The following is a 25,146-nucleotide window of genomic DNA, read 5'->3' on the forward strand; positions in this document are numbered from 1 at the left end:
GGGTCGGTACGTCCTGATGCGACGTCCCATCGCGGACAGATGATGCCGGCGCTCCACGCGCAACGACCCCTCTGTCGCCTTCGGCGACATCTCCCCCTCAAGGGGGGAGATCAGGCGCCCAGCCTCTCAGGCAGCTTGACGCCGTCCCGGCCGCCGCCATAGCGTGACGCCTTCAGCAAGGAGATGCACCCATGGCAGGCACGGTCGAAGGCGAAAAAATCGATATCGGCTTTTCCGGGCGCCGCTGCATCCATTCGCGCAATTGCGTGCTGGGCGATCCCCATGTCTTCGTGCCCAATGCCCCCGGCCAGTGGATCCACCCCGAGGCGGCCAGCGTCGAGAAGATCGTGGCGCTCGCCGAAGCCTGCCCGTCCGGCGCCATCACCTATGTCCGCAAGGATGGCGGGCCGCAGGAACAGCCGCCGGTGGTCAACACCGTGCGCATCAGGGAAAACGGCCCGCTGGCGGTGCACGCCGAGATCGTGCTGGGCGGCGAAACGTTTTTCCGCGCCACGCTGTGCCGCTGCGGCGCCTCGGAAAACAAGCCGTTCTGCGATGGCAGCCACACCAAGGCAGGCTTCACCGGCACCGGCGAGCCGGCGCTGAAGGACACGCCGGCGTTGGAGGCGCGCAATGGCCCGCTGACCGTCACACCGACGACCAACGGCCCGCTCAAGCTCGAAGGCAATGTCGAAATCGTCACCGGCACCGGCCACACGGTAGACCGCACCCAGCGCGCCTTCCTCTGCCGTTGCGGCCATTCGGCCAACAAGCCGTTTTGCGATGGATCGCACAAGCGCGTGGGGTTTGTGGGGTAGGAGGGCTGTGCGGCCAAGCTGCCAATCTCCCCCACGAGGGGGGAGATGTCCGGCAGGACAGAGGGGGCGCCGTAGAGCGCTAATTTCAGCAGTACAATGCCTCATACGCCATTGCCTCCAAAACACCGCGCAAATGCCCGATCGATGCGTAAGGTCATGACCTCTGCTGAATTGAAGCTCTGGAACGAGCTTCGCGCGCACCGGCTGATGGGGCTTGGCTTTCGGCGACAACTTCCGATCGCCGGTTACATTGTCGATTTCGCCTGCCCGGAGCAGAAGCTGATCGTCGAAGTCGACGGCTCCCAGCATACCGAAGCCGATGCTGTTGCCAGAGACGAAGCAAGGACAGTGCGCCTGGAACAGGACGGCTGGACCGTCCTGCGTTTCTGGAACGATGACATCATCCGCGACATCGACAATGTCTGCCAGCATATCGTGATTGCGGCTGGAATCACCGAGGTGCCTTAGATCGCGGCAAGGCCGGCGATCCTTCGGCGCCCCCCTCTGGCCTGCCGGCCATCTCCCCCACGAGGGGGGAGATTGGCCGTCACCACGATCATCGCCTGGTTGGCCCAGCCATCGCGGCTTTATCGGCCCGTTCATATCCGGTAAGGGGCGGGGCAAGAGAATTCTCCGGACCCGCTAATGACCGCCAAGACCAAATCGCCACCCCTCTTCCTCGGCATCGACACCGGCGGCACCTATACCGACGCGGTGCTGTGGTCGGAAGCCGGCGGCCCAAGCGGCAAAGTGCTGGCCAAGGCCAAGGCGCTGACGACGCGCCACGATCTCGCCGTCGGCATATCGGGCGCGGTCGATGCGGTGCTGCAAAAAGCCGGCACCGACCCGACTGCGATAAAACTGGTGTCGATGTCGACGACGCTTGCCACCAACGCGCTGGTCGAGGGCCAGGGCGGCCGGGTCGCGCTGGTGATGATCGGCTTTGCCGAGGGCGACCTTGCCCGCGACGGGCTGAAGGCCGCACTTGGCACCGATCCGGTGGTGTTCTGCGCCGGCGGCCACGATGTGCATGGCAATGCGGCAAAGCTCGACCTGTCCGGGCTCGAGGCAGCTTTGCCGGAACTGGAAAAGTCGGTGTCCGGCTTTGCCGTCTGCGCCTATTTCGCCACCCGCAATCCGGCGCACGAGCTAAGCGCGCGGAACCTGATCCGCGACATAACCGGCCTGCCGGTCACCGCCAGCCACGAACTGTCGGCCAAGCTCGGCGGGCCGCGCCGGGCGCTGACGACCTTGCTCAACGCCAGGCTGATCTCGATGATCGACCGGCTGGTCGCGGCAACCGAAGGCTTTTTGGCCGCGCGCAACATCGCCGCGCCGCTGATGGTGGTGCGCGGCGACGGCGCTTTGGTCTCGGCCGCCTTTGCCCGCCAGCGGCCGATCGAGACCATCCTGTCCGGCCCGGCCGCCAGCCTCGTCGGCGCCCGCCACATGACCGGCCTTGACGATGCCGTGGTCTCCGACATCGGCGGCACCACCACCGACGTCGCCGTGCTCGACAAGGGCCGGCCGCGGCTCGATCCGGAAGGCGCCACCGTCGGCGGCTTCCGCACCATGGTCGAAGCCGTCGCCATGCGCACCTTTGGGCTGGGCGGCGATTCCGAAGTGGCGCTGGAGGACGGCGTGCTCAGCCCGAAGATCCTGCTCGGGCCGCGCCGCCTGGTGCCGCTGGCGCTGGCCGGCATGATACATGGCGAGGCGGTTACATCAGAGCTGGAACGCCAGTTGCGGGCTCCCAATCCTGGCCGCATGGACGGACGCCTGGCGGTTCGGACCGGGGTGCCGGAGCGGCTCGCAGCCGGACTGACCGGTGCCGAAGCCAAGCTTTACGAACTGATCGGTGCCGTGCCGCAGGCTCTCGACAGATTGCTGACCTCGAATGCCCAGAACGCCACCTTGAACCGGCTGGTATCGCGCGGGCTGGTGCATGTCGCCGGCTTCACGCCGTCGGATGCCGCGCATGTGCTGGGCAGGCAGGCCAATTGGGATGCGGCCGCGGCGCGTCTCGGCGCCGAGCTGTTCGCGCGCAGGCGTGACGGCCGCGGCCAGTTCATCGCCGCCTCGCCGGAGGCGATCTCGGAACGGGTGTTGACCGCGCTGACCCGCCTCTCGGCCGAAGTCATCCTCGAGACCGCCTTCGCCGAGGATGGGCTGGATGGCGCGGCGACCGTCGCCCATGCCCTGGTCCAGCGCGCCGTCGACGCGCATCCCGGCATCGCCCGCCTCAGCGTCGCGCTCGACCGTCCGGTCATCGGCCTCGGCGCCTCGGCGCCGCTGCACTATGCCGGGCTGGCCGAGCTGGTCGGCAATCGATGCGTGGTGCCGGAGGATACCGATGTCGCGAATGCGCTCGGCGCCGTCGTCGGCCAGGTCCGGGTTTCGGCCGAGGCGCGGGTCAGCCAGCCCAAGGAAGGCCTGTTCCGCGTCGCCTCAGGCGAAAGCGTGCGCGATTTCAACGACGAGGCGGCGGCGATCGCCGCGGCGGAGAAAGACGTGCGGGCGATTGCCGCCGGGCGGGCGAAGGATGCCGGTACCGACAGCGCCGAAATCGAAATCGCCAGCGAGTTCCGCGTCTCGACCGTCGAGGGCCAGCGCATGTTCATCGAGGCGCACGTCGTGGCGATAGCGTCGGGACGGCCAAGGATTGCGGTGTGAGCGCGTAATCTCCCCCCTCGAGGGGGAGATGTCGCCGAAGGCGACAGAGGGGGTCGCCTCGCATGAAGCGCGACTTCCTTCTGCCGCAGGAGGCCGAGCCCGGTCGAACCGACCCCCTCTGGCCGCTTCGCGCCCATCTCCCCCTCGAGGGGGGAGATCGGCAGCGAAAACGCCCTACCTTCACCTAAGCCGAATTGACCCTGCCACCCTGACATGTCAAAGGCCGGCCTAGCCTTTCGTCTGGAGAAGCCCTGATGACCGATCGCGTCGAGATCGCCGGATTGCGGATTGCCCGCGAGCTTCATGATTTCGTCGTGAACGAGGCGCTGCCGGGCACCGGCATCGAGGCAGAGGCATTCTGGAACGGTTTTTCGGCCATCGTCCATGATCTCTCGCCAAAAAATCGGGCGCTGCTCGAAAAGCGCGATGCCATGCAGGACAAGCTCGACCGCTGGTACCGCGACAATGGCGCGCCCGTCGACATGGAGGCCTACAAGACGTTCCTCCGCGAGATCGGCTATCTCTTGCCCGATGGGCCGGCCTTCAGCGTGACCACCGAAAATGTCGACCCGGAAATCGCTTCGGTCCCCGGGCCGCAGCTGGTGGTGCCGGTGATGAACGCGCGTTATGCGCTGAATGCCGCCAATGCGCGCTGGGGTTCGCTGTACGATGCGCTCTACGGCACCGATGCCATTCCAGAAGCAGACGGTGCCGAGCGAGGCAACAAATTCAATCCGGCGCGCGGCGCCAAAGTCGTCGCCTGGGTGAAAAGCTTCTTCGACGAGGCGGTGCCGCTCACCACAGGCAAATGGGTCGGCGTCAACGGGCTTTCGGTCGCCAACGGCATGTTGCGGCTGGGCGAGGGTGCCGGCGCCACCACGCTTGCCGACCTCAAGCAGTTTGCCGGCTATCGCGGCGATGCCGCCAATCCCGAAGCCGTCCTGCTGGTCAAGAATGGCCTGCACATCGAAATCGTTGTCGACCACAACAACCAGATCGGCCGCACCGATCCGGCCGGCATTGCCGATGTCGTGCTGGAATCGGCGCTGACCACCATCCAGGACTGCGAGGATTCGGTCGCCGCGGTGGACGCGCAGGACAAGGTGCTGGTCTACCGCAACTGGCTCGGCCTGATGAAGGGCGACTTGGCCGAGGAGATCACCAAGGCCGGCAAGAGCTTTGTCCGCAGGCTCAACCCCGATCGCGCCTATACCGCGCCCGATGGCGGCACGCTGACCTTGCCCGGGCGCTCGCTGATGCTGGTCAGGAATGTCGGCCACCTCATGACCAATCCGGCGATATCGGACCGCGACGGCAACGAGGTGCCGGAAGGCATCATGGATGCGGCGCTGACGGCGCTGATCGCGCTGCACGACATCGGCCCGAACGGGCGCCGCGCCAACTCTCGCGCGGGCTCAATGTACATCGTAAAACCCAAGATGCACGGGCCGGAGGAAGTTGCCTTCGCCGTCGAGATCTTCGACCGCGTCGAAGCGCTGCTCGGCATGGCCAAGAACACCATCAAGATGGGCATCATGGACGAGGAGCGGCGCACCACGGTCAACCTCAAGGAGGCGATCCGTGCCGCCAGGGACCGCGTCGTCTTCATCAACACCGGCTTCCTCGACCGCACCGGCGACGAGATCCACACCTCAATGGAAGCCGGCCCGATGGTCCGCAAGGGCCACATGAAACAGGCCGCCTGGATTGCCGCCTACGAAGCCTGGAACGTCGATACCGGCCTCGAATGCGGGCTGGCCGGCCGCGCCCAGATCGGTAAGGGCATGTGGGCGATGCCCGACCTGATGGCGGCAATGCTGGCCGAGAAAATCGGGCACCCCAAGGCCGGCGCCAACACCGCCTGGGTGCCGTCGCCGACGGCGGCAACCCTGCATGCCACGCACTACCACAAGGTCGATGTCCACGCCGTGCAGCAGGCTCTGAAGAGCCGGCCCAAGGCCAGGCTCGACGACATCCTGTCGGTGCCCGTGGCTAGGCTGCCGAACTGGTCTCAGGAAGACATTCAGAAGGAGCTCGACAACAACGCGCAAGGCATTCTGGGCTATGTCGTGCGCTGGATCGACCAGGGCGTCGGCTGCTCGAAAGTACCAGATATAAACGACGTCGGCCTGATGGAGGACCGCGCCACGCTGCGCATCTCCTCTCAGCACATCGCCAACTGGCTGCATCACCGCGTCTGCACGCCCGAGCAGGTCATGGAGACGATGAAGCGCATGGCGGCTATCGTCGACCGCCAGAATGAAGGCGATCCGCTCTACCGGCCGATGGCACCGGATTTCGACAAGTCCATCGCGTTTCTTGCTGCCTGTGACCTGGTCTTCAAGGGCCGCGTCCAGCCCAATGGCTACACCGAGCCAGTGCTGCACGCGCGGAGGTTGGAATTGAAGGCGAAAGGGCAGGAGCGATAGTCGCCAGCGTCCCCCTCCCCCTCGAGGGGAGGGTGGCCCGAAGGGCCGGGAGGGGTCCTGGGTGCAGTGCGCTGACGCCCATGCCTCGGGAAGAGCACGGCAACGCTCCGCACGCGGATCGGTTTCGAAATACAGCAAGGCCGAGGGTCCCACCACTGACCCCACCCGGCCGCTTCGCGGCCACCCTCCCCTCAAGGGGGAGGGGAGCGTCCCTCACGCCGCTTGTGCCATCCGCTCCGAGCTCATGCGGTAGGAAATCGCCTCGGCCAGATGGATGCGGCCGACCGTCTCGCTGGCCTCGAGATCGGCCAGTGTCCGCGCCACCTTCAAGACGCGGTGGTAGGCTCGTGCGGAAAAGCCGAGCTTTTCGCTGGCATCCCTCAGCAGCGACAGGCCGGCGGCATCCGGCATGGCGATCTCCTCGATGACTGACGGCGAGCAATGCGCGTTGGTGGTGGCGGAGGTCGCGCCGAGCCGTTCGAAACGCTCACGCTGGATCGTACGGGCGCGGGCGACGCGTAGTGCCACGGCTGCGCTCTTCTCCGCCCGGTCCGGCCGGATCAGATCGCTGGCCGAGACCGCCGGCACCTCGATCCTGAGATCGATGCGATCGAGCAGCGGGCCGGAAATGCGTGCCTGGTAGTCGGTGCGGCAGCGGTCGCCGCGCAGGCAGCGATAGCCCGGCTCGCCGGCCATGCCGCAGCGGCACGGGTTCATCGCCGCGACCAGCTGGATGCGTGCCGGATAAGTGACGCGATGATTGGCGCGCGCGATCATGCAGTCGCCGGTCTCCAGCGGCTGGCGCAGCGCATCGAGCGCCTGCGGCGAGAATTCGGGAAACTCGTCGAGGAACAGCACGCCGTGATGGGCGAGCGAGGCCTCGCCCGGCCGCACGCGCAACCCGCCACCGACCATCGCCGCCATCGAGGCCGAATGATGTGGCGCGCGGAACGGCCGCCGGTCGGTGAGTTTTCCTTCCCCGAGCTCGCCGGCCACCGAGGCGATCATCGAGACTTCGAGCAATTCCCTGGGTGCCAGCGGCGGCAGGATCGACGGCAGCCGCTGCGCCAGCATCGACTTTCCCGACCCCGGCGGCCCGACCATCAAAAGATTGTGGCCGCCGGCGGCCGCCACCTCCAGCGCCCGCTTGGCGGTCTCCTGGCCCTTGATGTCGGCAAGGTCGGGCAGGTCGCGCGCCGCGGCATGGATGCCGGCTTCCGGCCGTGACAGAACCTGCGTGCCGCGAAAATGATTGGCGATGGCAATCAGGCTGCGCGGCGCCAATATGTCGAAATCCTTGCCGGCCCAGGCCGCTTCCGGCCCGCAGGCGAACGGGCAGATCAGACCCTTGCCTTCGGCATTGGCGCCGATTGCCGCCGGCAGCGCGCCGGCCACCGCGGCAATGGTTCCGTCGAGCGACAATTCGCCAAGCACGACATAGCCGGCGAGCATGTCGCCCGGAATGGCGCCGAGCGCCGCCATCAGCCCGAGCGCGATCGGCAAATCGTAGTGGCTGCCCTCCTTCGGCAGGTCGGCGGGTGCCAGATTGACGGTGACCTTCTTCGACGGCATCGACAGGCCGGATGCATGAAGTGCTGCCTGCACCCGCTCGCGGCTTTCGGCTACAGCCTTGTCGGCCAGCCCGACGATGTGCATGTTGACCTTGCCCGGCGCGATCATCACCTGCACGTCGACCGGCACGGCCTCGATGCCTTGGAAAGCAACCGTGCGAACCCGCGCCACCATGTCTTCACCCCGGATGCGGCTTTTGCCCCAAGCCTTTGCGATCATGCCGCGAACGGCGTCACCGGAGACAACCACAGATTTCCGGCGAAGGCAAGAACATTTGGGGAACGGCTGAACGCAACGGCTGCGATGGTTTGCAACGCGGCCGCTCGCGAAGCGAGGCTAGCTGCGCTTCTCCTCCACCGCATTCCAGAACAGGCTGGCGATGTCGGCGCCGCCGAAGCGCTGCACTTCGCGTATGCCGGTCGGTGAGGTCACGTTGATCTCGGTCATGTAGTCGCCAATGACGTCGATGCCGACAAGGATGAAGCCGCGCTCCTTCAGCGAGGGGCCGATGCGGGCGCAGATCTCGCGTTCGCGTTCCGTCAGCTCGGTTTTTTCGGCGCGGCCGCCGACATGCATGTTGGAGCGCGAATCGTGCTCGGCCGGCACGCGGTTGATGGCGCCGACAGGCTCGCCGTCGATCAGGATGATGCGCTTGTCGCCAGCCCGCACCTCCTTGAGGTAGCGCTGCACGATGTAGGGTTCGCGGAACATCTGGCCGAACATTTCGAGCAGCGAGGCGAGGTTGCGATCGGCCTCATGCAGGTGGAAGATGCCGGCGCCGCCATTGCCGTAGAGCGGCTTGACGATGATGTCGCCGAACTCCTTGCGGAAGGCGGCGACCTCGAGCGGATCCTTGGTGATCAGCGTATCCGGCATCAGGTCGGGAAATTCGGTGACGAAGATCTTTTCCGGGCTGTTGCGCACCCAGGCCGGGTCGTTGACCACCAGCGTCTTCGGATGGATGCGCTCGAGGATATGCGTGGTGGTGATGTAGTTCATGTCGAAGGGCGGATCCTGCCGCAAAAGGATGACGTCCATCTCCGATAGGTCGGTGCGGACTTCTTCGCCTAGCGAATAATGATTGCCCTTCTCGTCGCGGACCTGCATCGCCTCGATACGGGCAAACACCTTGCCATCGCGCAGCGACAGCCGGTTGGGCGTGTAGTGGAACAGCTGGTGCCCGCGCCGCTGCGCTTCCAGCGACAGCGCAAACGACGTGTCGCCGGCAATCGACACGGTGGAGATATGGTCCATCTGGACGGCGACTTTCAGGGGCATGGCAGCTCTCCGGCGCACTTGGGGCGATCCACTTGGATGCACAAAGTACGCTCCAACACTTTGAATCCATGCATCGTGTTTTCCGAAAATCGATTCCGATTTTTCGGGCCGATGCACCGACGAGAGCGATATAAGGAAATCGGCGGCCTCTGCCAATCGGCCAAGGTCATGATGAGGCTGCGCTTCGCTTGGCGCAGACCCCAATGCGATGTGCCTTCAGCGGTCGAAGACCAGCTTGGAATAGCCGAGGAAGGACAGCGCCATGGCAACCAGTGAGGCGACCGCAAGGGCGGCGAGCGGCGGCACCATCGGCAGCGCGAACAGCATGGCGCAATAGACGAGATAATTGACGAGGCTGGTGGCAATGCCGACGCCGCCATAGCGTGCGCTCTCTTGCGCGACGCCGCGGCTGGAAGGCGAGAAGGTCAAATGGCGGTTGATCAGCCAGGTGACGGACAGGGCAAAACCGATCGAGATGATGCGAGCCGCGAAGGGTCCGAGCGGCGCTATCGCCAACACCAGCCAAAGCGCCGCCGCGTCGGCGACGAAGCCGATGCCGCCGGCGACAATGAAGCGGGCGAGGCGTCCCATTTAGGGCTCTAAGCCGCCCGCGGGGTCTTGCGCGGTCCGGTCTTCAGAGTCGCGAGCGCACTTGCGCGTTCGCGTTCGATGCGGCCGGAAGGCATCGACAGATAGAAGATGCGCTTCTGCTCGGCCCGGCCGCGCGACACCGAATCGAGGATTACCCCGGTCACCGCCGCCAGCATCGACAGCAGCAGCAGCCCGACCGACAGCACCCACGTCGGCATGCGCGGCACCAGCCCGGTTTCGGCGAACTCGATCAGCACCGGCGCCATCAGAAACAGGCTTGATGCCAGGAAGAACACCGAAAAAGCGCCGAAGAAACGCAGCGGCTGCGTCTCCTTCATCAGCATGGCGAACATCCACAGGATCTTCGCGCCGTCGCGAAAGGTCGATAGCTTCGACGAGGAGCCTTCCGGCCGTCGGCCATAGTCGAGCCCGATCTCGCTGACCGGCAGTTTGAGTTGCGAGGCGTGCACCGACATTTCGGTCTCGATCTCGAAGCCGCTGGAAACCGCGGGAAAGCTCTTGACGAAGCGCCGAGTGAAGGCGCGGTAGCCGGAGAAGATATCGGTGAAGTCGGAACCGAACAGCCGCTTGTAGAGGCTGTTGAAGATGCGGTTGCCGAAGGCATGACCGGTCCTGCCGCCATCGTCGGTGACGCCGCGCCTGGTGCCCACCACCATGTCGGAGCGCTCGGTCAGCAGCGTGTTGATCAGTTGCGGCGCGTCCTCCGGCGTATAGGTGCCGTCGCCGTCGGCCATCAGGTAGATGTCGGCCTCGATGTCGGCGAACATGCGGCGCACGACATTGCCTTTGCCCTGGCGCGGCTCGCGCACCACGATGGCGCCGGCGGCGCGGGCTCGGAGCGCCGTCAGGTCGCGCGAATTGTTGTCGTAGACATAGATCGCGGCGGCAGGCAGCGTTTCGCGAAAGCGCCGCACCACTTCGCCGATCGTCAGCTCCTCATTGTAGCAGGGCAGCAGCACGGCGATGCTCGGCTCATGGCGCACGTCTTGTGGCATTTTCGTCTCCGGATGCCCCGTGAGGCCCCTGACCGCGCAAACGCCGGCCTCGCTCGGGCGGCTTTACTATTTATTGAAGCTGTTAAGGCTAGGTTTAAGCCGCCCCGTATTCCTCCAAAGGTCCTGATATGAGCACAGCCGACGATGGCGCCTCCATTTGGAGGTCCGATATCGCGCTGGCGCTGCTTGCCACGGTGCTGGCACTTGCCGTCAATGCCTTTGCCGGCTTCCCGGCACTGACCAATGCCGGCGGCGACAACGACAATCTGCTGCGCCTCGTCGAAGTTCGCGACATGCTCGCCGGCCAAAGCTGGTTCGATCTCCACCAGTACAGGATGGGCCTGGAAGGCGGCTTCGTCATGCATTGGTCGCGGCTGGTCGATGCGCCGATCGCCGCCATCATCATCGCCGTATCGGCCCTGACCGGCAGCGCGGCGCTTGCCGAGAATGTCGCGCAAGTGCTGTGGCCGGCGCTGCTCTTCTGCCTGACCGTATTTTTCACCGCCCGCGCCGCACGCAGCTTTGCCGGTCACGGCGCTGTGCTGCCGGCTGTCGTCGTCGGCGCCGCCGCACTGCATTTCCTCGGCATTTTTTCGCCTGGCGCGCTCGATCACCACAATATCCAGCTGATGCTGAGCATGGCCAGCCTGAGCTTGTTGCTTGAAGCGCCATTGCGCAAGGCGGCGGCATTGCTCTCCGGCCTATGCGCCGGGCTGATGCTGGCCATCGGTATGGAAACCGCGCCATACGTTGCCACCATCGGCGCCTATGTCGCCATGCTGTTTGCCCTCGACGTCAATGGCGAGAGGTCGATCGCCAGGGATTTCGGCCTCGGCTTTGCCGGCATCTCCGCCCTCGTTTTTGTCGTCACCATTCCGTGGTCCGCTTGGGGTCAGGCGCAATGCGACGCCTTCTCGGCCGTGCAGTTCGTCGTCGCAGCGATTGCCGGAACCGGCCTTGCAACCATAGCGTCGATCGAGCCGGCCGGCCGCACGCGCCAACGGCGCATCGCCTCACTTGGCCTGCTCGCCATGCTATTGGGCGCTGTCGTCGTCTTGTTGTTCCCACAATGCCTGGCAGCGCCCTACGCCAACCTCGATCCGCGCCTCAAGGAGCTGTGGCTTGATCACATCGACGAGGCGCAGTCGCTGTTCAAGCTGCTCGCTGAAGATCCGGCCGGGGTGGTGGCGCGCTATGCCACGCCGCTCATTGCGCTCGTGCTGATGGCGCTTCGCCTTGGCCGCGGTGGCTGGCGGCGGCAGGACAGCCTTGTCGGCGCGCTGCTTGTCGTGGCCTTCATCGTCAGCGCCTGGCAGGTACGCGGTTCGACATTCTCGATCGCCTTCGCCGTCATTCCGCTTGCCGCCTGGATTGCCAAATGGCGTCAACGGGCCGAGGCCAGCGCGTCGCGCGGTGTGGCGCTGCGCATGGCTGCCGTCTGGCTGGTTTCGGTGAATGCGGTCTGGACTGGGGCTGCCGCGGCGACCTCGGTAGCCTTCGAAGACAGCAACACCACGGCGGATAATGGCGACGGCACCGATGTCGCTTGCCAGCGCAAGGCCTCCTTTGCGGCGCTCGGCCGCCTGCCCGGCACCACCGTGCTGGCAATTTCCAATCTCGGATCGCCTATCCTGGCCTATTCCGGACATCGCGTCTTCGCCGGGCCTTATCATCGCAATGTCGCCGGCAACCTGCTGGCGCTCGATGCCTTCCTTGGGTCCGATGCCGATGCCAAGACGGTCGTCGCGGATCATAACGTCGGCCTCGTCGCGCTGTGCCCCGGCAGCGCCGAAAGCAAGCTCCTCGCCGCCAAGGCGCCGGCAGGCTTTCTTGCCGGGCTGATGCGCGGCAGCGTGCCGGAATGGCTTGCGCCGGTTGCCGGGACCAGTGGAGCCGCCGTCGAATTGTACCGCGTCCGGCTGGGCGGCTGATCGATCGGCGGCGCGTGCGGCCTTTTGTCGGACATAAGTCGCGCCAATCCACTCTTTCGCCCTTGCCCGCCCGACACGGCTGGATAGGATGCGCGCCGGCCGACCGAGATCATTGGACCGGGAGAGAATTTCATGATGCCATCGGCACGCTTTGCCGACCTCGAAGGCGCTTCGGTGCTGATCACCGGCGGCGGCTCCGGCATTGGTGCTGCCTTGACCGAAGGTTTTGTCCGCCAGGGGGCAAAGGTCGCCTTTATCGATATCGCCGACCGTCCGAGCCTGGCGCTGGCCGATCGGTTGGACAAGGAGCTCGGCCGGCGGCCGTTCTATCTCAAGACCGACATACGCGACATCGAGGCATTGCGGGTATCAATCGCCAAAGCCGCCGAGGCGCATGGCGACGTGACCGTGCTGGTCAACAATGCCGCTCAGGATGACCGTCATGCCGTCGAAGACGTCACGGTCGAGTTCTGGGACAACAACCATGCCATCAACCTGCGCCCGCATTTCTTCAGCGCACAGGCGGTGGCGCCAGGCATGAAGCGGGCCGGTGGCGGCTCGATAATCAATTTCACCTCGACCTCGTTTCTCATTAACCATCCCGATATGCCGGCCTATACCGCCGCCAAGGCCGGCATCGTCGGCCTCACCAAGGGTCTCGCCGGCAAGCTTGGTGCCGACGGCATTCGCGTCAACGCGATCGCGCCCGGCTGGGTAATCACCGAGCGGCAGAGAAAGCTCTGGGTCACCGAAGAGGCGCTCGCCGCCCACGTCGCCAAGCAGTGCATCAAGCGTGTGATGCAGCCGGAAGACATTGTCGGCACCGTGCTGTTCCTGGCGTCGGATGCTTCACGCATGCTGACCGCGCAGATGCTGATCGTCGACGGGGGGTTCCTGTGATCTCACCGAGCAAGGCAGCTTCCGTCGCGGCCGTCGACTGGGGCACCACCCGCATGAGGGTATGGCTGCTCGACGGCACCGGCGACGTTCTCGCCGAGCGGCGCGGCGATGACGGACTGATCACCGCTCAGGCTAAAGGGTTTTCGTCCATTCTCGAAGGGCATCTGGCCGCCATGGGCGCACCCGAAAACCTGCCGGTCATCATTTGCGGCATGGCCGGCTCGCGCCAGGGCTGGCTGGAGGCGCCCTATGTCAGCGTTCCCACGCCAATCGGCGCTATCCTGGCCGACGCTGCCCGCATCCCCGGCCAGCGCCGCGATATCCGCATCGTGCCCGGCCTTGCCCAACGCCTCGCCGATGCACCTGACGTCATGCGCGGTGAGGAAACGCAGCTTGCCGGAGCCGGTTTGCCGGCAAAGGGACGTCACCTCGTCTGCATGCCCGGCACCCATTCGAAATGGGTGCTGGTCGAGGACGGCTCCGTTGCCGGGTTCGGCACCTGGCCGACCGGCGAGCTGTTTTCGGTGCTCGCCGCGCACTCGATCCTGCGCCATTCGCTGGGCGAGCCGCCGCAGCCGGTTGCCGCCGAAAGTCCGTTTTTTCGGGACTGGTGCCTGAAGGCGTTGGCCGAAGGCGGTGACGTCGTTTCAAGTTTGTTCTCGATCCGCGCCGCCAGCCTGCTGCAGGACCTGAAGCCCGAAGGTGCCGCAGCCTGCCTGTCCGGCCTGCTGATCGGCGGCGAGATCGCTTCGGCAAATCGCCGTTATGAAGCAAGCGCTGTGCCCGTCGTGCTGATCGCGTCGGGCGCACTCGGCACGCTCTATGCCGAGGCGCTCGGCCTTGCCGGGCTCGCTTTCAGGGCCGTCGACGCCGACGAGGCGGTGCGTGCCGGCCTCGCCGAAGCCGCGCGCGAAAATGGCATGATCGCCAAAAATGGAGTTGTCGCATGACCGAAACCGCACCTTTTCCAAAGCTCGAGCGGGGTCTGGTCGCGATCCTGCGCGGCCTGAAGCCAGGCGAGGCGGTGGCGATCGGCCAGGCGATCTTCGGCGCCGGCATTGAAGCGATCGAGGTGCCGCTCAACTCGCCCGAGCCCTTTGCCTCCATCGCCAGCATTGTCGAAGCGCTTCCTCCGACAGCTCTGGTCGGCGCCGGCACGGTGCTCACCGCCGCCGATGTCGACGGTCTGCACAAAGCCGGCGGGCGGCTGCTGGTCAGCCCCAATATCGATGCCGAGGTCATGGGCCCTGCCATGCAGTACGGTATGGTGACGATGCCCGGCGTGTTCACGCCAACCGAGGCATTCCAGGCCATCCGGCTCGGTGCTTCGGCACTGAAATTCTTCCCGGCGAGCGTGCTTGGCGCGGCAGGCATTTCGGCGATGCGCGCGGTGCTGCCGGCCAATGTGCTGGTCGGCGCCGTCGGCGGCGTTTCAGACAAGGATTTTGCCGGCTACAAGGCAGCCGGCGTCAGCGTCTTCGGTCTTGGCTCCAGCCTGTTCAAGCCGGGAATGAGCGTCGACGAAGTGGCAGCACGGGCGAAAGCCGCAGTTCAGGCCTGGGACGCGGCGTTTGGAGTGGCATGATGAGCGAGACCATCGTTTCGGTTTTTTCCGACCACGTCTGCCAACTCGGCGAGGGACCAAGCTATGACCCCGCCACCGACACGCTCTACTGGTTCGACATCGTCAACGGCCAGCTCCTGGAAAAGCGTTTGTCCGGCGGTGCGGTCAAGATCCACGAGCTCCACCAGATGGCCAGTGCGATTGCCGTCATCGACGACCGGCGTCAGCTGATCGCCACGGAAACCGGCCTGCATGTCCGCGACGTCGCGACCGGCAAGCTGACGCTGCACACGCCGATCGAGGCCGACAATCCGCTCACCCGCTCGAACGATTCACGCGTTCACCCTTGCGGCGCCCTCTGGGTCGGCACCATGGGCAAGGGCGAGGAGAAGGCCGCCGGTTCGATCTACTGGTTCTTCAAGGGCGAGCTGCGCCGGCTCTATGCGGATATCACGGTGCCCAATTCGATCTGCTTTTCCGAAGATGGGACCATCGCCTATTACACCGACACCAGCACCGGGCTGTTGATGCGCGTCGGCTGCGATCCGGCGACCGGCCTGCCGGTTGGCGAACCGAAGGTCTTCGTCGACCACCGTTCGGCCAAGGGCTATATCGATGGTTCGGTGCTCGACCGCGACGGCATATTGTGGAACGCCTGCTGGGGCGGCAGCGTCGTCGAAGCCTATGGGCCCGACGGCAAACTTGTCCGTTCGGTGGCGATGCCGGTCACGCAACCGTCCTGTCCGGCTTTTGTCGGCGGGAATGCCGACCGGCTCGCGGTCACCTCCGCCTGGTCGGGCAAGAGCGAGAAGCAGCGCCTGCTCGACCCGCAAGCCGGCATGACGTTTATGCTCGACATTCCGGTCAATGGTCGCTTCGAGCCGCGCGTGTTGATTGCCTGAGAGCAGTTGCTGTCGTGCGGGCACCCGGCTGACGTCGATTCCGCGAAAGCCGAATGCGCTCGCCGTGCGATGCTAGAACGGTTCATCGTTTCGCGGGAACGCTGAACCGCTCTATCTCTTTGTTTGAAGCAATTCCGGACGGAAAACCGTTTCACACTTTTCCTGGAATTGCTCTAGCAATCGTGCTGCCGGGAAATCGTTCAGTCATGTCAAGCCGCAAGCCGAAGCTGATCCTTGTCTACGAGCCGGAACAGGCCTGTTTCGATCGGCTGGTCACCGACAATCATGTGCCGGAGCGTGCCGCCGAAATCGCCTCCTACCTGGCGCAATCGACCGACATCGCTGCTGAATTCGACGCACTTGCCGCCGCTTGCCAAACGCGCGGCTTGTCGTTTGCGCCGGTGGCGCTCGACGACGCCGCAAGCGTTCTCGCCGGCGAAGTTCCGAAGACCTCGCTTGTCTGGACGTTGACCGACGGCATTGCCTATTTCCGCGGCGGCGCGGCACCGGCTCTGGCACGGCTGAATGGCTTCGACGCGATCGGCGCCGACGATGCGTTGTTCGCGCTCTGCCAAGACAAGTTCCGGTCCGGCGCCGTGCTCGGCGCGCTTGGCCTGCCGGTGCCGCAGGCGGGCCTTGCCCGTGACGGTGCGTGGCTGGTCGCGCCGCCGGCCTCGCCGGCCGGCTGGTTCGTCAAGCCGAACCGGCTCGGCGCCAAGATCGGCATCTGGCCGGATTCGCGCTGTCACGATCTCGGCCACGCGCTAAAGCTTAGCCGGCGCGTATTCGCCGCCTATCGCGACGATGTCGTCGTCCAGCCCTATGTCCCCGGACGCAATGTGCGGGCCAGCTTTCTCGGCCTGAAGCCGGATACCGGCATTGAGGCGCTCGGCGTCGCCTTTGTCGATTCGGGCGGCGATTTCCAAACCATGCAGGACAGCTTGGCGCTTTACGGCAATACCGGCGAAGCGGCCAAAGCCACGGGAAATTACGCCGAGCCGTTGCTGCTTCCCGTTGGCGCCAGCCAGCCTCGAGCCGATGCAAGAATCCGTCGCATCGCCGAAAGCCTGATGGTCGGGCTTGGCCTGCGGGACGTCTTTTCCATCGACTTCCGGGTCGAAGCCGACGACAGCGTGCATGTCATCGAGTTCGAGGTCTGCCCGGGCCTGCCTTGCTTCGATTTTCGCGATTACTGTCGCAAGCAATGGGGCCTGAGCCTCGCCGATGCGATGGCGGAGGCAGCGGCGAACCGGCTTCGCGCCTAAATCCCCTCGACCAGGACGATTTCGCCATCGGCCACCTTCTGGCGGATCGCGACGGCGCGCTGGTATTCGGGCGAGTGGTAGCAGTCATGCGCCACCGCAAGCGACGGAAATTCGATGATCACGTTGCGGTCGCGGCCCGGTCCCTCTGCCTTCTCATGCGCGCCGCCGCGCGCCAGGAACTTGGCGCCGAAGCGGTCGAAGGCCAGCTTGGCGGCTGCGACATAGTCTTTGTAGCCTTCCGCATCGCGCACATCGACGCGAGCGATCCAGTATCCCTTGGGCATGGTATTTCTCCGGGTTAATTCCTGGCATCAGGCCGAGCGCATTTCATCGAGAATGGCTTCCGCCGCCGCCCGCCTGTCGGTGGCGCCGACGATCGGCCGGCCAACGACGAGATGGCTGGAGCCGTTGCGGATCGCCTGCGCCGGCGTCACCACGCGTTTCTGGTCGCCATGGTCGCTGCCCTTCGGTCGGATTCCCGGCGTCACTACCGCCAGATCGGGGCCGACGATGCGGCGTACCGCCTCCGCTTCCTCGGCCGAACAGACGATGCCGCCCATGCCGGCATGCAGCGCCTGCTCGGAGCGCCTCAGCACCAGCGTATGCGGGTCATACTCATAGCCGGCGTCGATCACGTCTTGCTCGTCCATCGAGGTCAGCACGGTAACCCCGAGCAGGCAAAGGTCGCTGCCCCTGGCAGCCTCGACCGCCGCCTTCATCGTCTTCGGATAGGCGTGGATGGTCAGCATGCTCATGCCCATCCTGACGATGTTGTCGACCCCCTTGGCAACGGTGTTATCGATGTCGAGCAGCTTCATGTCGAGAAAGATCCTGGTGCCGCCGCTGGCCAGCTCGCGGGCGAAGTCGAGCCCGCCGGCAAAGGCGAGCTGGTAGCCGATCTTGTAGAAGGAGACGATCCCGTCGAGCTCGCGCACCGCCTTCTCGGCTTCCCTCAGCGTCGGCAGGTCGAGGCCGACGATCAGCCTTTCCTGAATTGTGTCGGCACGCGCGGCGTCCGGGATCATGCCTCGATCCGCGTCGACAGCATGCGCGAGGTTTCGATCAGCGTTCGGCATAGGTGCTCCATCGATTGGCGTAGTCTTTCGTCCCGGAAGTTGCCTTCGTCGTCGAAGGCGCTACCGCCCTCCGGCACCGAACACTCCGGTGTTACCACCTCCATCCGGCAGCGCACCAGCACAGCGCGCAGATGGTTGATGCAGCGTATCCCTGCAAAGGGTCCGCTGGAAGACGAGCACAGGCCGGCGACCTTGCCGGCAAGCGGCCTGAACGTCCGGCCCCCATCCTTGCGCAGTTGGCTCACCCAGTCGATGGTGTTCTTGAGCAGCGGCGGAATGGAGCCGTTATATTCGGGCGTCGCGATCAGCAGGCCGTCATGGGCGGCGATCATCCGGCCGAGGCTGACGGCGTTTTCGGGAATGCCTTCGTCCTTTTCCAGATCCTGGTCGAGGATCGGCAACGGATAGTCGGCGAGCGAGATGCGGGTCACCTCCGCGCCCTGCATGGCAAGTTCCTTCTGCGCCACGTCGGCAGTCCTGCCGCTATAGGCACCGCTGCGCACCGAACCGGCGACGACGAGAATTTTCGGGACGATCGGCATCGCAATCCCTTGCTGTGGCGGCAGCTATAGGCGATGCGTGGGATGAATCAATAGCCGAGATTGCGGCACGCATTTAGCCTTGGCCGCTTTGGCGACCGGCGCCAGCGGATAGGGCGGGACCTCGTGGGATTGAAATGGGTTGGCTATGGTCTTGTCGCTCTCGCGGTGGCTGCTGCCGTCGGCTACGCCGCTTTCGTCCTTAGCCCGTGGCCTTCGGTCCTTCTAATCCGTTACGCTTTTCACAAGGATGCAGTGGCAAAGAACCGCGCGCTTGAAAAGCACGTGCCCGCCAATGTCGGCGAACTGCGCGACGAGCGCTATGGCGAGGACCCCGACGAGACCCTTGACGTCTTCTTTCCCTTGGACGCTCAGGCAAAGGCGTTGCCGACGGTGGTCTGGGTGCATGGCGGCGGCTTCGTTGCCGGAAACAAGGCCGACATCTCGGCATATATGAAAATACTGGCCGGGCGGGGCTACGTCACTGTCTCGGTCGGCTATTCCATCGCCCCTGGCGCCCGCTATCCGACGCCAGTCCTCCAGGCCAACAAGGCGCTTGCCTTTCTTTCCGGCAATGCCGGCCGCTACCGCATCGATCGCAACAGACTTTTTCTCGCCGGCGACTCCGCCGGCTCGCAGATCGTCGCTCAACTGGCTGCCACGATCAGCAATCCCGCCTATGCCGCCATGATGGACGTCGATCCGGGCATAGAGCGCGCGCAACTGAAAGGCGTTGCACTGTTCTGCGGCATTTACGATCCCGCGATGATCTCGCCCGAAGGGCCTTTCGCCGGCTTCAACAGGACCGTCATGTGGTCGTATCTCGGCGTGAAGCGGCTGGACGACGACCCGCGCATTGCCGAATTTTCAGTCGACAGGCACCTGACGCCGCAATTTCCGCCGGCATTCGTCTCGGTCGGCAATGCCGATCCGCTGGCGCCGCAGTCGCGTCTGATCGCGCGCGCGATCACGGCGCAAGGCATTGCGGTCGACATGCTGTTCTTTCCGGACGACTACAGTCCGGCCCTGCCGCATGAATATCAGTTCGATCTCGACGGCAAGGCGGGAGAGCAGGCGTTCGAAAGGCTGACGGCATTCCTGGACCGATTGGCCAACCAGCCGCAATGACCGGCATCGGGAACTCCGATATGCGTTCAGCCGCGCCGATAGATCCAAAGCTGCGTCGGCGGAATGTTGCGGATGACGAAATGGAAATGCTCGACCGTATAGTCGCCGCGGCCGGGCGGGATCGGCGACAGCGGCCCGTAAGTTAGTTGCACGATCGGCCGGCCCGCCGGGATACGGTCGAGCAGGCTCTCGACATAGGCGATGCGCTGGGCGACCGGAAAGTTGAGCAGCGGCACGCCCGATATCACCGAATCGAAGATCAGGTCGCGCTTGTCGCCAAGCGTCGCGTCGAGATTGAAGGCGTCGCCCTCGATGACGTTGACGCCTGGATAAAGCTGACGCAGATGGCGCACGAAATCAGTGGAATATTCGACCGCGTAGAGATTTTCAGGCTTTATGCCCTGGGCGAGGATGGCGCGCGTGATGACGCCTGTGCCGGGCCCGACCTCGAGCACCGGCAAGCCGGATTTCGGATCGACGATCGAGGCCATCTTGCGCGCGGTGACGGAACTGGTCGGGACGATCGAACCGACCGCCTTCGGCTTGTCGATCCAGCCCTTGAAGAACTTCAACTCGTCGTCGAACTTTTCCGCCAGCGTCTTTCGCAGTCCGGGACTACGCGTCATCGAAAGTCCTCCTCAACGCTCCCTCGCATGCTACTTAACAGCTACGAGGTGCAAGACAAGGCGAATCCCCGGATAAGGTGTTGATGACGCTCGGGAAGCGTTTTCCAGGGATCAGCTTCGGTGCTCGCCGAACGTTTCGAAAAAGTCCTTCATGCGGGCGAAAAATCCGCTCGACTGAGGCGAATTGTCCTTTGAGGAAAGCTGCTCGAATTCTTCCAGCAATTCGCGCTGGCGGCGCGAAAGGTTCTGCGGCGTCTCAACCACGGTCTGGATGTAGAGGTCGCCAATATTGGGCTGGCGCAGCACCGGCATGCCCTTGCCCTTGAGGCGGAACTGGCGACCGTTCTGGGTGCCTTCCGGCACCTTCACCTTCGTCTGGGTACCGTCCAGTGTCGTCACCTCGAACGAGCCGCCAAGCGCTGCCGTTGTCATCGAGATCGGCACCTTGCAATAAAGATCGGCGCCGTCGCGCTGGAAGAATTCGTGCGGCTTGACCGCGAGGAAGATGTAGAGATCGCCGGACGGGCCGCCGCGTAGGCCGGCCTCGCCCTCATTGGCCAGCCGGATGCGGGTGCCGTCCTCGATGCCGGCAGGGATGTTTACCGACAGCGAGCGCTCCTCGGTGACACGGCCCTGGCCGGCGCATTTGGGGCACGGATCCTTGATGGTCTGGCCGCGCCCCTGGCATTGCGGGCAGGTGCGCTCGATCGAGAAGAAGCCTTGCGTGGCGCGCACCTTGCCGTGGCCGTTGCACATCGAGCAGGTGACGGGCTGGGTGCCGGGCTTGGCGCCGCTGCCGGAGCATTCCGAGCAGGAGATCGAGGCCGGCACGCGAATCTGCGCGGTCTTGCCGGAAAATGCCTCCTCCAGCGTGATTTCCATATTGTAGCGCAGGTCGGCGCCGCGCTCGCGGCCGCCGGACGAGCGGCGCTGGCGCCCGCCCATCATGTCGCCGAAAATGTCTTCGAAAATGTCGGCGAAGCCGCCCGCGCCAAAGCCCTGCGCCCCGCCATTCATGCCGCCGTGCTCGAAGGCCGCGTGGCCGAAGCGATCATAGGCGGCACGCTTTTGCGGGTCCTTCAGCGTTTCGTAGGCTTCGTTGATTTCCTTGAACTTGTGCTCGCAGGCATGGTCGCCTGGGTTGCGGTCGGGATGGAACTGCATGGCCAACTTGCGGAAAGCGCTCTTGAGCTCCTTCTCGTCGGCGCCCTTTTGCACGCCCAGCGTTTCGTAAAAATCAGCTTTCATGTTTTCCCGCAGTCCGGATAGTCAACGTCTTGAAGCATCGTTGCGTCGTTTGCCGGCACGCTGTTCCGATTTAGGTGTGATGGAGCCGCGATGCCAGTGTCTACGAGGCTTTGTCCGCATTTTTTCGGGGAGCTCCGCGTTTTTCTGGCAAAGGGTTGCAAAAAAGCCCGGCTGCGCGCCGGGCTTTTTGCTTACCTGTACCGTCAGGCGGTTCAGGCCGACTTCTTCTTCTCGTCGTCCTCGTCGATTTCCTCGAAATCGGCATCGACGACGTCGCTGTCCTTGGCGGCATCAGCCTTGGCGTCGGCCTCGGCGGCTTCCTTCTGCGAAGCCTCGTACATGGCCTGGCCGAGTTTCATCGAGACTTCGGCGAGCGTCTGCGTCTTGGCCTCGATCTCGGTCACATCGTCGCCTTCGGCAGCGGTCTTCAATGCCGCGATCGCATCGGCAATCGCCGTGCGGTCGGCCTCGGAAACCTTCTCGCCATATTCCTTCAGCGACTTCTCCGAAGAATGCACCAGCGCCTCGGCCTGGTTGCGGGCCTCGACCAGCGCGCGCCGCTTCTTGTCCGCTTCGGCATTGGCCTCGGCGTCCTTGACCATCTTCTCGATGTCGGCGTCCGAAAGGCCGCCAGACGCCTGGATGCGGATCTGGTGCTCCTTGCCGGTGCCCTTGTCCTTGGCCGAGACGTTGACGATGCCGTTGGCGTCGATGTCGAAGGTGACCTCGATCTGCGGCACGCCGCGCGGCGCAGGCGGGATGCCGACCAGATCGAACTGGCCGAGCGCCTTGTTGTCGGCGGCCATTTCACGCTCGCCCTGGAAGACGCGGATGGTCACCGCCGACTGTGAATCCTCGGCCGTGGAGAACACCTGGCTCTTCTTCGTCGGGATCGTCGTGTTGCGTTCGATCAGCCGCGTGAACACGCCGCCCAGCGTCTCGATGCCGAGCGACAGCGGCGTCACGTCGAGCAACAGCACGTCCTTGACGTCGCCCTGCAGCACGCCGGCCTGGATGGCGGCGCCCAATGCAACAACTTCATCCGGGTTGACGCCCTTGTGCGGCTCCTTGCCGAAGAACTGCTTCACGATCTCCTGGATCTTGGGCATGCGGGTCATGCCGCCGACCAGGACGACTTCGTCGATTTCGCCGGCCTTGAGGCCGGCGTCCTTGAGCGCCGCCTTGCAGGGATCGATCGTGCGCTGGACGAGATCCTCGACCAGGCTCTCGAACTTCGCCCGCGTCAGCTTCAGCGTCAGGTGCTTGGGGCCGGTGGCATCGGCGGTGATGAAGGGCAGGTTGATTTCGGTCTGCGTGGTGGACGACAGCTCGATCTTGGCCTTTTCAGCCGCTTCCTTGAGGCGCTGCAGGGCGAGCTTGTCGTTCCGCAGGTCGATGCCCTGTTCCTTCTTGAACTCGGCCGCCAGATATTCGACCAGGCGCATGTCGAAATCTTCGCCGCCGAGGAAGGTGTCGCCATTGGTCGACTTCACCTCGAACACGCCGTCACCGATTTCGAGCACCGAAATGTCGAACGTGCCGCCGCCAAGGTCATAGACGGCAATCGTCTTGCCTTCCTTCTTGTCCAGTCCATAGGCAAGTGCGGCCGCCGTCGGCTCGTTGATGATGCGCAGCACTTCGAGGCCGGCGATCTTGCCGGCATCCTTGGTCGCCTGGCGCTGGGCGTCGTTGAAATAGGCCGGAACGGTGATGACCGCCTTCTCGACCTTCTCGCCGAGATAGGCCTCCGCCGTTTCCTTCATCTTCTGCAGGATCATCGCCGAGATCTGGCTGGGCGACTGCTTCTTGCCGCCGGCCTCGACCCAGGCATCGCCATTGTCGCCCTTGACGATCTTGTAGGGGACAAGCTTCTTGTCCTTCTCCGTCACCGGATCGTCGTAGCGGCGGCCGATCAGGCGCTTGACCGCGAAAATGGTGTTTTCAGGATTGGTGACCGCCTGGCGCTTGGCCGGCTGGCCGACGAGGCGCTCGCCGTCGCTGTTGATGGCGACGATGGAAGGGGTCGTGCGGGCGCCTTCCGCATTCTCGATGACCTTGGATTCCTTGCCATCCATGATGGCGACACAGGAGTTGGTTGTTCCCAGATCGATACCGATTACTTTTGCCATTGTTCTAATCTCTCCGCTAAGCAGGCTCTCAGGACCCGTACAGGCGTTCCGATGAAAGCCCCTGTTCACAAGAAATTCCGCTCCGGCAACCGGCATTCGGCGCTGGACGGCTTGGCGCGTATATAAGAACAGGCTGCGTGGCGCGCAAGCATTCTGCGCAAGGCGTTCACCATTCATCGCGGTTGATCGGATCCGGGACCGGCAGGCCGGTATTTTCCGGCGGTGATCCAGCCGGCCCGGCCCCGGCCCATGAACCTTTCCGCCTCGCCCCGCGACAGACGCTCAGGTGCCGCACGGTGCGGCCCCGGAAAGGAAAGCCCCATGACCACAGATCCAGAGGCTCCATGGTCTCATGGAACAGCAGGAGCTCAGCGCGACCTTCGCCTTCCCATGACCTGTGGGGGGAGATCCATGTCTTGCGACCACGGGGCGTTCGTGCGCTCTCGTGGCGGCCGTTTGCGCCGCGCCATCCAGGCTGCCAGCGGATTGTCGATCTTGGCGCTCGCCGCTGGGCTGAAGAAGCCCGATCTGCAGAAGGTGAAACAAGGCAACCGCAAGCTCTTCCTGCCACGGACGGCCAGGCTGCGGCGCCATTCGAACTGAAATCCAAGGCCGTGCACTGGAAAGGCCTTGGAGGAAAGGTCTGCACCAGAAGAGAAGTGGCTCGCACCGCTTCTCGCCTTCTGCGCGGACGCCGGATTCCTGTCGACAAGCGGCGCCGAGATGATTACGGCGAAGGCGGGCTCAACAACGGGAAGCGGACATGGCTCAAAAAACCCTGATTGCGCCATCGGTGCTGGCTTCCGATTTCTCGAAGCTCGGCGACGAGGTCGAGGCGGTGGCCGCCGCCGGCGCCGACTGGATCCACCTCGACGTCATGGACGGGCATTTCGTCCCGAACATCACCTTCGGGCCGCCGGTGATCAAGGCGATCCGCAACCGCACCAAGGCCTTCTTCGACTGCCATCTGATGATCGCCCCGGCCGATCCTTATCTGGCCGCCTTCGCCGACGCCGGCTGCGACGGCATCACGGTGCACGCCGAAGCCGGGCCACATCTCGACCGGTCGCTGCAAACGATCAAAAACCTTGGCAAGAAGGCCGGTGTGTCACTCAACCCCGCGACACCGGAGACGATGATCGAATACGTGCTTGACCGGCTTGATCTGATCCTGATCATGACGGTCAATCCGGGGTTCGGCGGCCAGGCCTTCATTCCGGCGATCGTCGACAAGGTGAAGCGGGTGAAGGCGCTGATCGGCCGCAGGCCGATCAGGATCGAGATCGACGGCGGCATCTCGCCCGAAACTGCGCCCCTGGTCACTGCCGCCGGCGCCAGCGTGCTGGTCGCCGGTGCGGCCATCTTCAAGGGCGGCAGCGTCGAAGCCTACCGGGCAAACATCGAGGCAATCAGGACGGCGGCGGACAAGGCGGCCGGCTGACCGCCGCCGTCCGGCCGGAG

The 25,146-nt window shown here is 64.6% G+C and carries 23 protein-coding genes; 13 read left to right on the forward strand and 10 right to left on the reverse strand.

Going from position 1 to position 25,146, the window contains the following annotated elements; genetic code table 11:
• The first annotated feature begins 191 nt into the window (after positions 1–191).
• From NKH83_RS08050 to NKH83_RS08065, 4 genes are all read left to right on the forward strand, one after another.
• Positions 192–818, forward strand: a complete 627-nt coding sequence (locus NKH83_RS08050) for a CDGSH iron-sulfur domain-containing protein (protein WP_352803130.1) — start codon at positions 192–194, stop codon at positions 816–818.
• A gap of 96 nt (positions 819–914) precedes the next feature.
• On the forward strand, positions 915–1,286 hold the full coding sequence (locus NKH83_RS08055; protein WP_352803132.1) for an endonuclease domain-containing protein: 372 nt from the start codon (positions 915–917) through the stop codon (positions 1,284–1,286).
• A gap of 177 nt (positions 1,287–1,463) precedes the next feature.
• A complete protein-coding gene (locus NKH83_RS08060; protein WP_352803135.1) occupies positions 1,464–3,491 on the forward strand; it encodes a hydantoinase/oxoprolinase N-terminal domain-containing protein in 2,028 nt (675 codons plus the stop codon).
• A 254-nt stretch (positions 3,492–3,745) separates the two neighbouring features.
• Complete coding sequence (locus NKH83_RS08065; RefSeq protein ID WP_352803138.1) at positions 3,746–5,920, forward strand: malate synthase G; 2,175 nt, start codon at positions 3,746–3,748, stop codon at positions 5,918–5,920.
• A 213-nt stretch (positions 5,921–6,133) separates the two neighbouring features.
• On the opposite strand, the gene NKH83_RS08070 is transcribed toward NKH83_RS08065, so the two are convergent.
• The 4 genes from NKH83_RS08070 to NKH83_RS08085 form a co-directional block, all read right to left on the reverse strand.
• Positions 6,134–7,666, reverse strand: a complete 1,533-nt coding sequence (locus NKH83_RS08070) for a YifB family Mg chelatase-like AAA ATPase (RefSeq protein WP_352686193.1) — start codon at positions 7,664–7,666, stop codon at positions 6,134–6,136.
• A gap of 162 nt (positions 7,667–7,828) precedes the next feature.
• Complete coding sequence (gene gshB, locus NKH83_RS08075; RefSeq protein WP_352476888.1) at positions 7,829–8,770, reverse strand: glutathione synthase; 942 nt, start codon at positions 8,768–8,770, stop codon at positions 7,829–7,831.
• 216 nt (positions 8,771–8,986) lie between these two features.
• Positions 8,987–9,361 (reverse strand): GtrA family protein, encoded by a 375-nt coding sequence (locus NKH83_RS08080; RefSeq protein ID WP_254815715.1) that lies wholly within the window; start codon positions 9,359–9,361, stop codon positions 8,987–8,989.
• A gap of 8 nt (positions 9,362–9,369) precedes the next feature.
• Positions 9,370–10,377, reverse strand: coding sequence for a glycosyltransferase (locus NKH83_RS08085; protein ID WP_352476889.1), 1,008 nt, complete (start codon positions 10,375–10,377; stop codon positions 9,370–9,372).
• 128 nt (positions 10,378–10,505) lie between these two features.
• Here NKH83_RS08085 and NKH83_RS08090 point away from each other — a divergent pair, with 128 nt between their 5' ends.
• The 6 genes from NKH83_RS08090 (at position 10,506) to NKH83_RS08115 (ending at position 16,939) form a co-directional block, all read left to right on the forward strand.
• Positions 10,506–12,308, forward strand: a complete 1,803-nt coding sequence (locus NKH83_RS08090; RefSeq protein ID WP_352476890.1) for a GtrA family protein — start codon at positions 10,506–10,508, stop codon at positions 12,306–12,308.
• A gap of 132 nt (positions 12,309–12,440) precedes the next feature.
• A complete protein-coding gene (locus tag NKH83_RS08095) occupies positions 12,441–13,208 on the forward strand; it encodes an SDR family NAD(P)-dependent oxidoreductase (protein WP_352476891.1) in 768 nt (255 codons plus the stop codon).
• Positions 13,208–14,158, forward strand: a complete 951-nt coding sequence (locus NKH83_RS08100) for a 2-dehydro-3-deoxygalactonokinase (RefSeq protein ID WP_352477096.1) — start codon at positions 13,208–13,210, stop codon at positions 14,156–14,158. Before NKH83_RS08095 ends, NKH83_RS08100 begins: the two co-directional genes overlap by 1 nt.
• Entirely contained in the window at positions 14,155–14,793 is a 639-nt protein-coding gene (locus NKH83_RS08105) for a 2-dehydro-3-deoxy-6-phosphogalactonate aldolase (RefSeq protein ID WP_352476892.1), read from the forward strand. The genes NKH83_RS08100 and NKH83_RS08105 overlap by 4 nt, the downstream gene beginning before the upstream one ends.
• The gene (locus tag NKH83_RS08110) at positions 14,793–15,674 is read left to right on the forward strand and encodes an SMP-30/gluconolactonase/LRE family protein (RefSeq protein ID WP_352476893.1); all 882 of its coding nucleotides are present in this window, start codon (positions 14,793–14,795) and stop codon (positions 15,672–15,674) included. Before NKH83_RS08105 ends, NKH83_RS08110 begins: the two co-directional genes overlap by 1 nt.
• A gap of 206 nt (positions 15,675–15,880) precedes the next feature.
• Positions 15,881–16,939 carry a D-alanine--D-alanine ligase family protein gene (locus NKH83_RS08115; RefSeq protein ID WP_352476895.1) on the forward strand — a complete coding sequence of 353 codons (1,059 nt, stop codon included), beginning with the start codon at positions 15,881–15,883 and terminating at the stop codon, positions 16,937–16,939.
• Here the strand turns inward: NKH83_RS08115 and NKH83_RS08120 are convergent.
• From NKH83_RS08120 to NKH83_RS08130, 3 genes are read right to left on the reverse strand one after another with little or no spacing between them, the layout of a single operon-like run.
• Positions 16,936–17,223: a DUF1330 domain-containing protein gene (locus tag NKH83_RS08120; RefSeq protein WP_254815722.1), complete on the reverse strand. Its 288-nt coding sequence runs from the start codon at positions 17,221–17,223 to the stop codon at positions 16,936–16,938. The two genes, NKH83_RS08115 and NKH83_RS08120, sit on opposite strands and share 4 nt — an antisense overlap.
• 27 nt (positions 17,224–17,250) lie before the next feature.
• A complete protein-coding gene (gene pyrF / locus NKH83_RS08125) occupies positions 17,251–17,964 on the reverse strand; it encodes an orotidine-5'-phosphate decarboxylase (RefSeq protein WP_254815723.1) in 714 nt (237 codons plus the stop codon).
• The gene (locus tag NKH83_RS08130; protein WP_352476896.1) at positions 17,961–18,557 is read right to left on the reverse strand and encodes an NADPH-dependent FMN reductase; all 597 of its coding nucleotides are present in this window, start codon (positions 18,555–18,557) and stop codon (positions 17,961–17,963) included. Before NKH83_RS08130 ends, pyrF begins: the two co-directional genes overlap by 4 nt.
• A 129-nt stretch (positions 18,558–18,686) precedes the next feature.
• Between NKH83_RS08130 and NKH83_RS08135 the strand changes: the two genes are divergently transcribed.
• Positions 18,687–19,682 carry an alpha/beta hydrolase gene (locus tag NKH83_RS08135; protein ID WP_502895554.1) on the forward strand — a complete coding sequence of 332 codons (996 nt, stop codon included), beginning with the start codon at positions 18,687–18,689 and terminating at the stop codon, positions 19,680–19,682.
• Positions 19,683–19,708: 26 nt separating this feature from the next.
• Here the strand turns inward: NKH83_RS08135 and pmtA are convergent, their stop codons facing one another.
• The 3 genes from pmtA to dnaK all read right to left on the reverse strand — a co-directional run bounded on the left by pmtA (position 19,709) and on the right by dnaK (position 23,685).
• Positions 19,709–20,308: a phospholipid N-methyltransferase PmtA gene (pmtA, locus tag NKH83_RS08140; RefSeq protein ID WP_352476898.1), complete on the reverse strand. Its 600-nt coding sequence runs from the start codon at positions 20,306–20,308 to the stop codon at positions 19,709–19,711.
• A 111-nt stretch (positions 20,309–20,419) separates the two neighbouring features.
• Complete coding sequence (gene dnaJ / locus NKH83_RS08145) at positions 20,420–21,556, reverse strand: molecular chaperone DnaJ (RefSeq protein WP_254815727.1); 1,137 nt, start codon at positions 21,554–21,556, stop codon at positions 20,420–20,422.
• Between the two features lie 212 nt (positions 21,557–21,768).
• Positions 21,769–23,685 carry a molecular chaperone DnaK gene (dnaK, locus tag NKH83_RS08150; RefSeq protein ID WP_023679851.1) on the reverse strand — a complete coding sequence of 639 codons (1,917 nt, stop codon included), beginning with the start codon at positions 23,683–23,685 and terminating at the stop codon, positions 21,769–21,771.
• 411 nt (positions 23,686–24,096) lie between these two features.
• On the opposite strand from dnaK, the gene NKH83_RS08155 reads away from it, so the two are divergent.
• A complete protein-coding gene (locus tag NKH83_RS08155; protein ID WP_352476899.1) occupies positions 24,097–24,288 on the forward strand; it encodes a hypothetical protein in 192 nt (63 codons plus the stop codon).
• 160 nt (positions 24,289–24,448) lie between these two features.
• Positions 24,449–25,126 carry a ribulose-phosphate 3-epimerase gene (rpe, locus tag NKH83_RS08160; protein ID WP_352476900.1) on the forward strand — a complete coding sequence of 226 codons (678 nt, stop codon included), beginning with the start codon at positions 24,449–24,451 and terminating at the stop codon, positions 25,124–25,126.
• Positions 25,127–25,146 lie beyond the last annotated feature (20 nt).

Source organism: Mesorhizobium sp. M0909, from assembly GCF_040319515.1.
Classification (GTDB): domain Bacteria; phylum Pseudomonadota; class Alphaproteobacteria; order Rhizobiales; family Rhizobiaceae; genus Mesorhizobium.

Coding starts and splice junctions, on each gene's coding strand:
- NKH83_RS08050 (WP_352803130.1), top strand. CDS start 192: ATGGCAGGCACGGTCGAAGGCGAAAAAATCGATATCGGCTTTTCCGGG.
- NKH83_RS08055 (WP_352803132.1), top strand. CDS start 915: ATGCCTCATACGCCATTGCCTCCAAAACACCGCGCAAATGCCCGATCG.
- NKH83_RS08060 (WP_352803135.1), top strand. CDS start 1,464: ATGACCGCCAAGACCAAATCGCCACCCCTCTTCCTCGGCATCGACACC.
- NKH83_RS08065 (WP_352803138.1), top strand. CDS start 3,746: ATGACCGATCGCGTCGAGATCGCCGGATTGCGGATTGCCCGCGAGCTT.
- NKH83_RS08070 (WP_352686193.1), bottom strand. CDS start 7,666: ATGGTGGCGCGGGTTCGCACGGTTGCTTTCCAAGGCATCGAGGCCGTG.
- gshB (WP_352476888.1), bottom strand. CDS start 8,770: ATGCCCCTGAAAGTCGCCGTCCAGATGGACCATATCTCCACCGTGTCG.
- NKH83_RS08080 (WP_254815715.1), bottom strand. CDS start 9,361: ATGGGACGCCTCGCCCGCTTCATTGTCGCCGGCGGCATCGGCTTCGTC.
- NKH83_RS08085 (WP_352476889.1), bottom strand. CDS start 10,377: ATGCCACAAGACGTGCGCCATGAGCCGAGCATCGCCGTGCTGCTGCCC.
- NKH83_RS08090 (WP_352476890.1), top strand. CDS start 10,506: ATGAGCACAGCCGACGATGGCGCCTCCATTTGGAGGTCCGATATCGCG.
- NKH83_RS08095 (WP_352476891.1), top strand. CDS start 12,441: ATGATGCCATCGGCACGCTTTGCCGACCTCGAAGGCGCTTCGGTGCTG.
- NKH83_RS08105 (WP_352476892.1), top strand. CDS start 14,155: ATGACCGAAACCGCACCTTTTCCAAAGCTCGAGCGGGGTCTGGTCGCG.
- NKH83_RS08110 (WP_352476893.1), top strand. CDS start 14,793: ATGAGCGAGACCATCGTTTCGGTTTTTTCCGACCACGTCTGCCAACTC.
- NKH83_RS08115 (WP_352476895.1), top strand. CDS start 15,881: ATGTCAAGCCGCAAGCCGAAGCTGATCCTTGTCTACGAGCCGGAACAG.
- NKH83_RS08120 (WP_254815722.1), bottom strand. CDS start 17,223: ATGCCCAAGGGATACTGGATCGCTCGCGTCGATGTGCGCGATGCGGAA.
- pyrF (WP_254815723.1), bottom strand. CDS start 17,964: ATGATCCCGGACGCCGCGCGTGCCGACACAATTCAGGAAAGGCTGATC.
- NKH83_RS08130 (WP_352476896.1), bottom strand. CDS start 18,557: ATGCCGATCGTCCCGAAAATTCTCGTCGTCGCCGGTTCGGTGCGCAGC.
- pmtA (WP_352476898.1), bottom strand. CDS start 20,308: ATGACGCGTAGTCCCGGACTGCGAAAGACGCTGGCGGAAAAGTTCGAC.
- dnaJ (WP_254815727.1), bottom strand. CDS start 21,556: ATGAAAGCTGATTTTTACGAAACGCTGGGCGTGCAAAAGGGCGCCGAC.
- dnaK (WP_023679851.1), bottom strand. CDS start 23,685: ATGGCAAAAGTAATCGGTATCGATCTGGGAACAACCAACTCCTGTGTC.
- NKH83_RS08155 (WP_352476899.1), top strand. CDS start 24,097: ATGTCTTGCGACCACGGGGCGTTCGTGCGCTCTCGTGGCGGCCGTTTG.
- rpe (WP_352476900.1), top strand. CDS start 24,449: ATGGCTCAAAAAACCCTGATTGCGCCATCGGTGCTGGCTTCCGATTTC.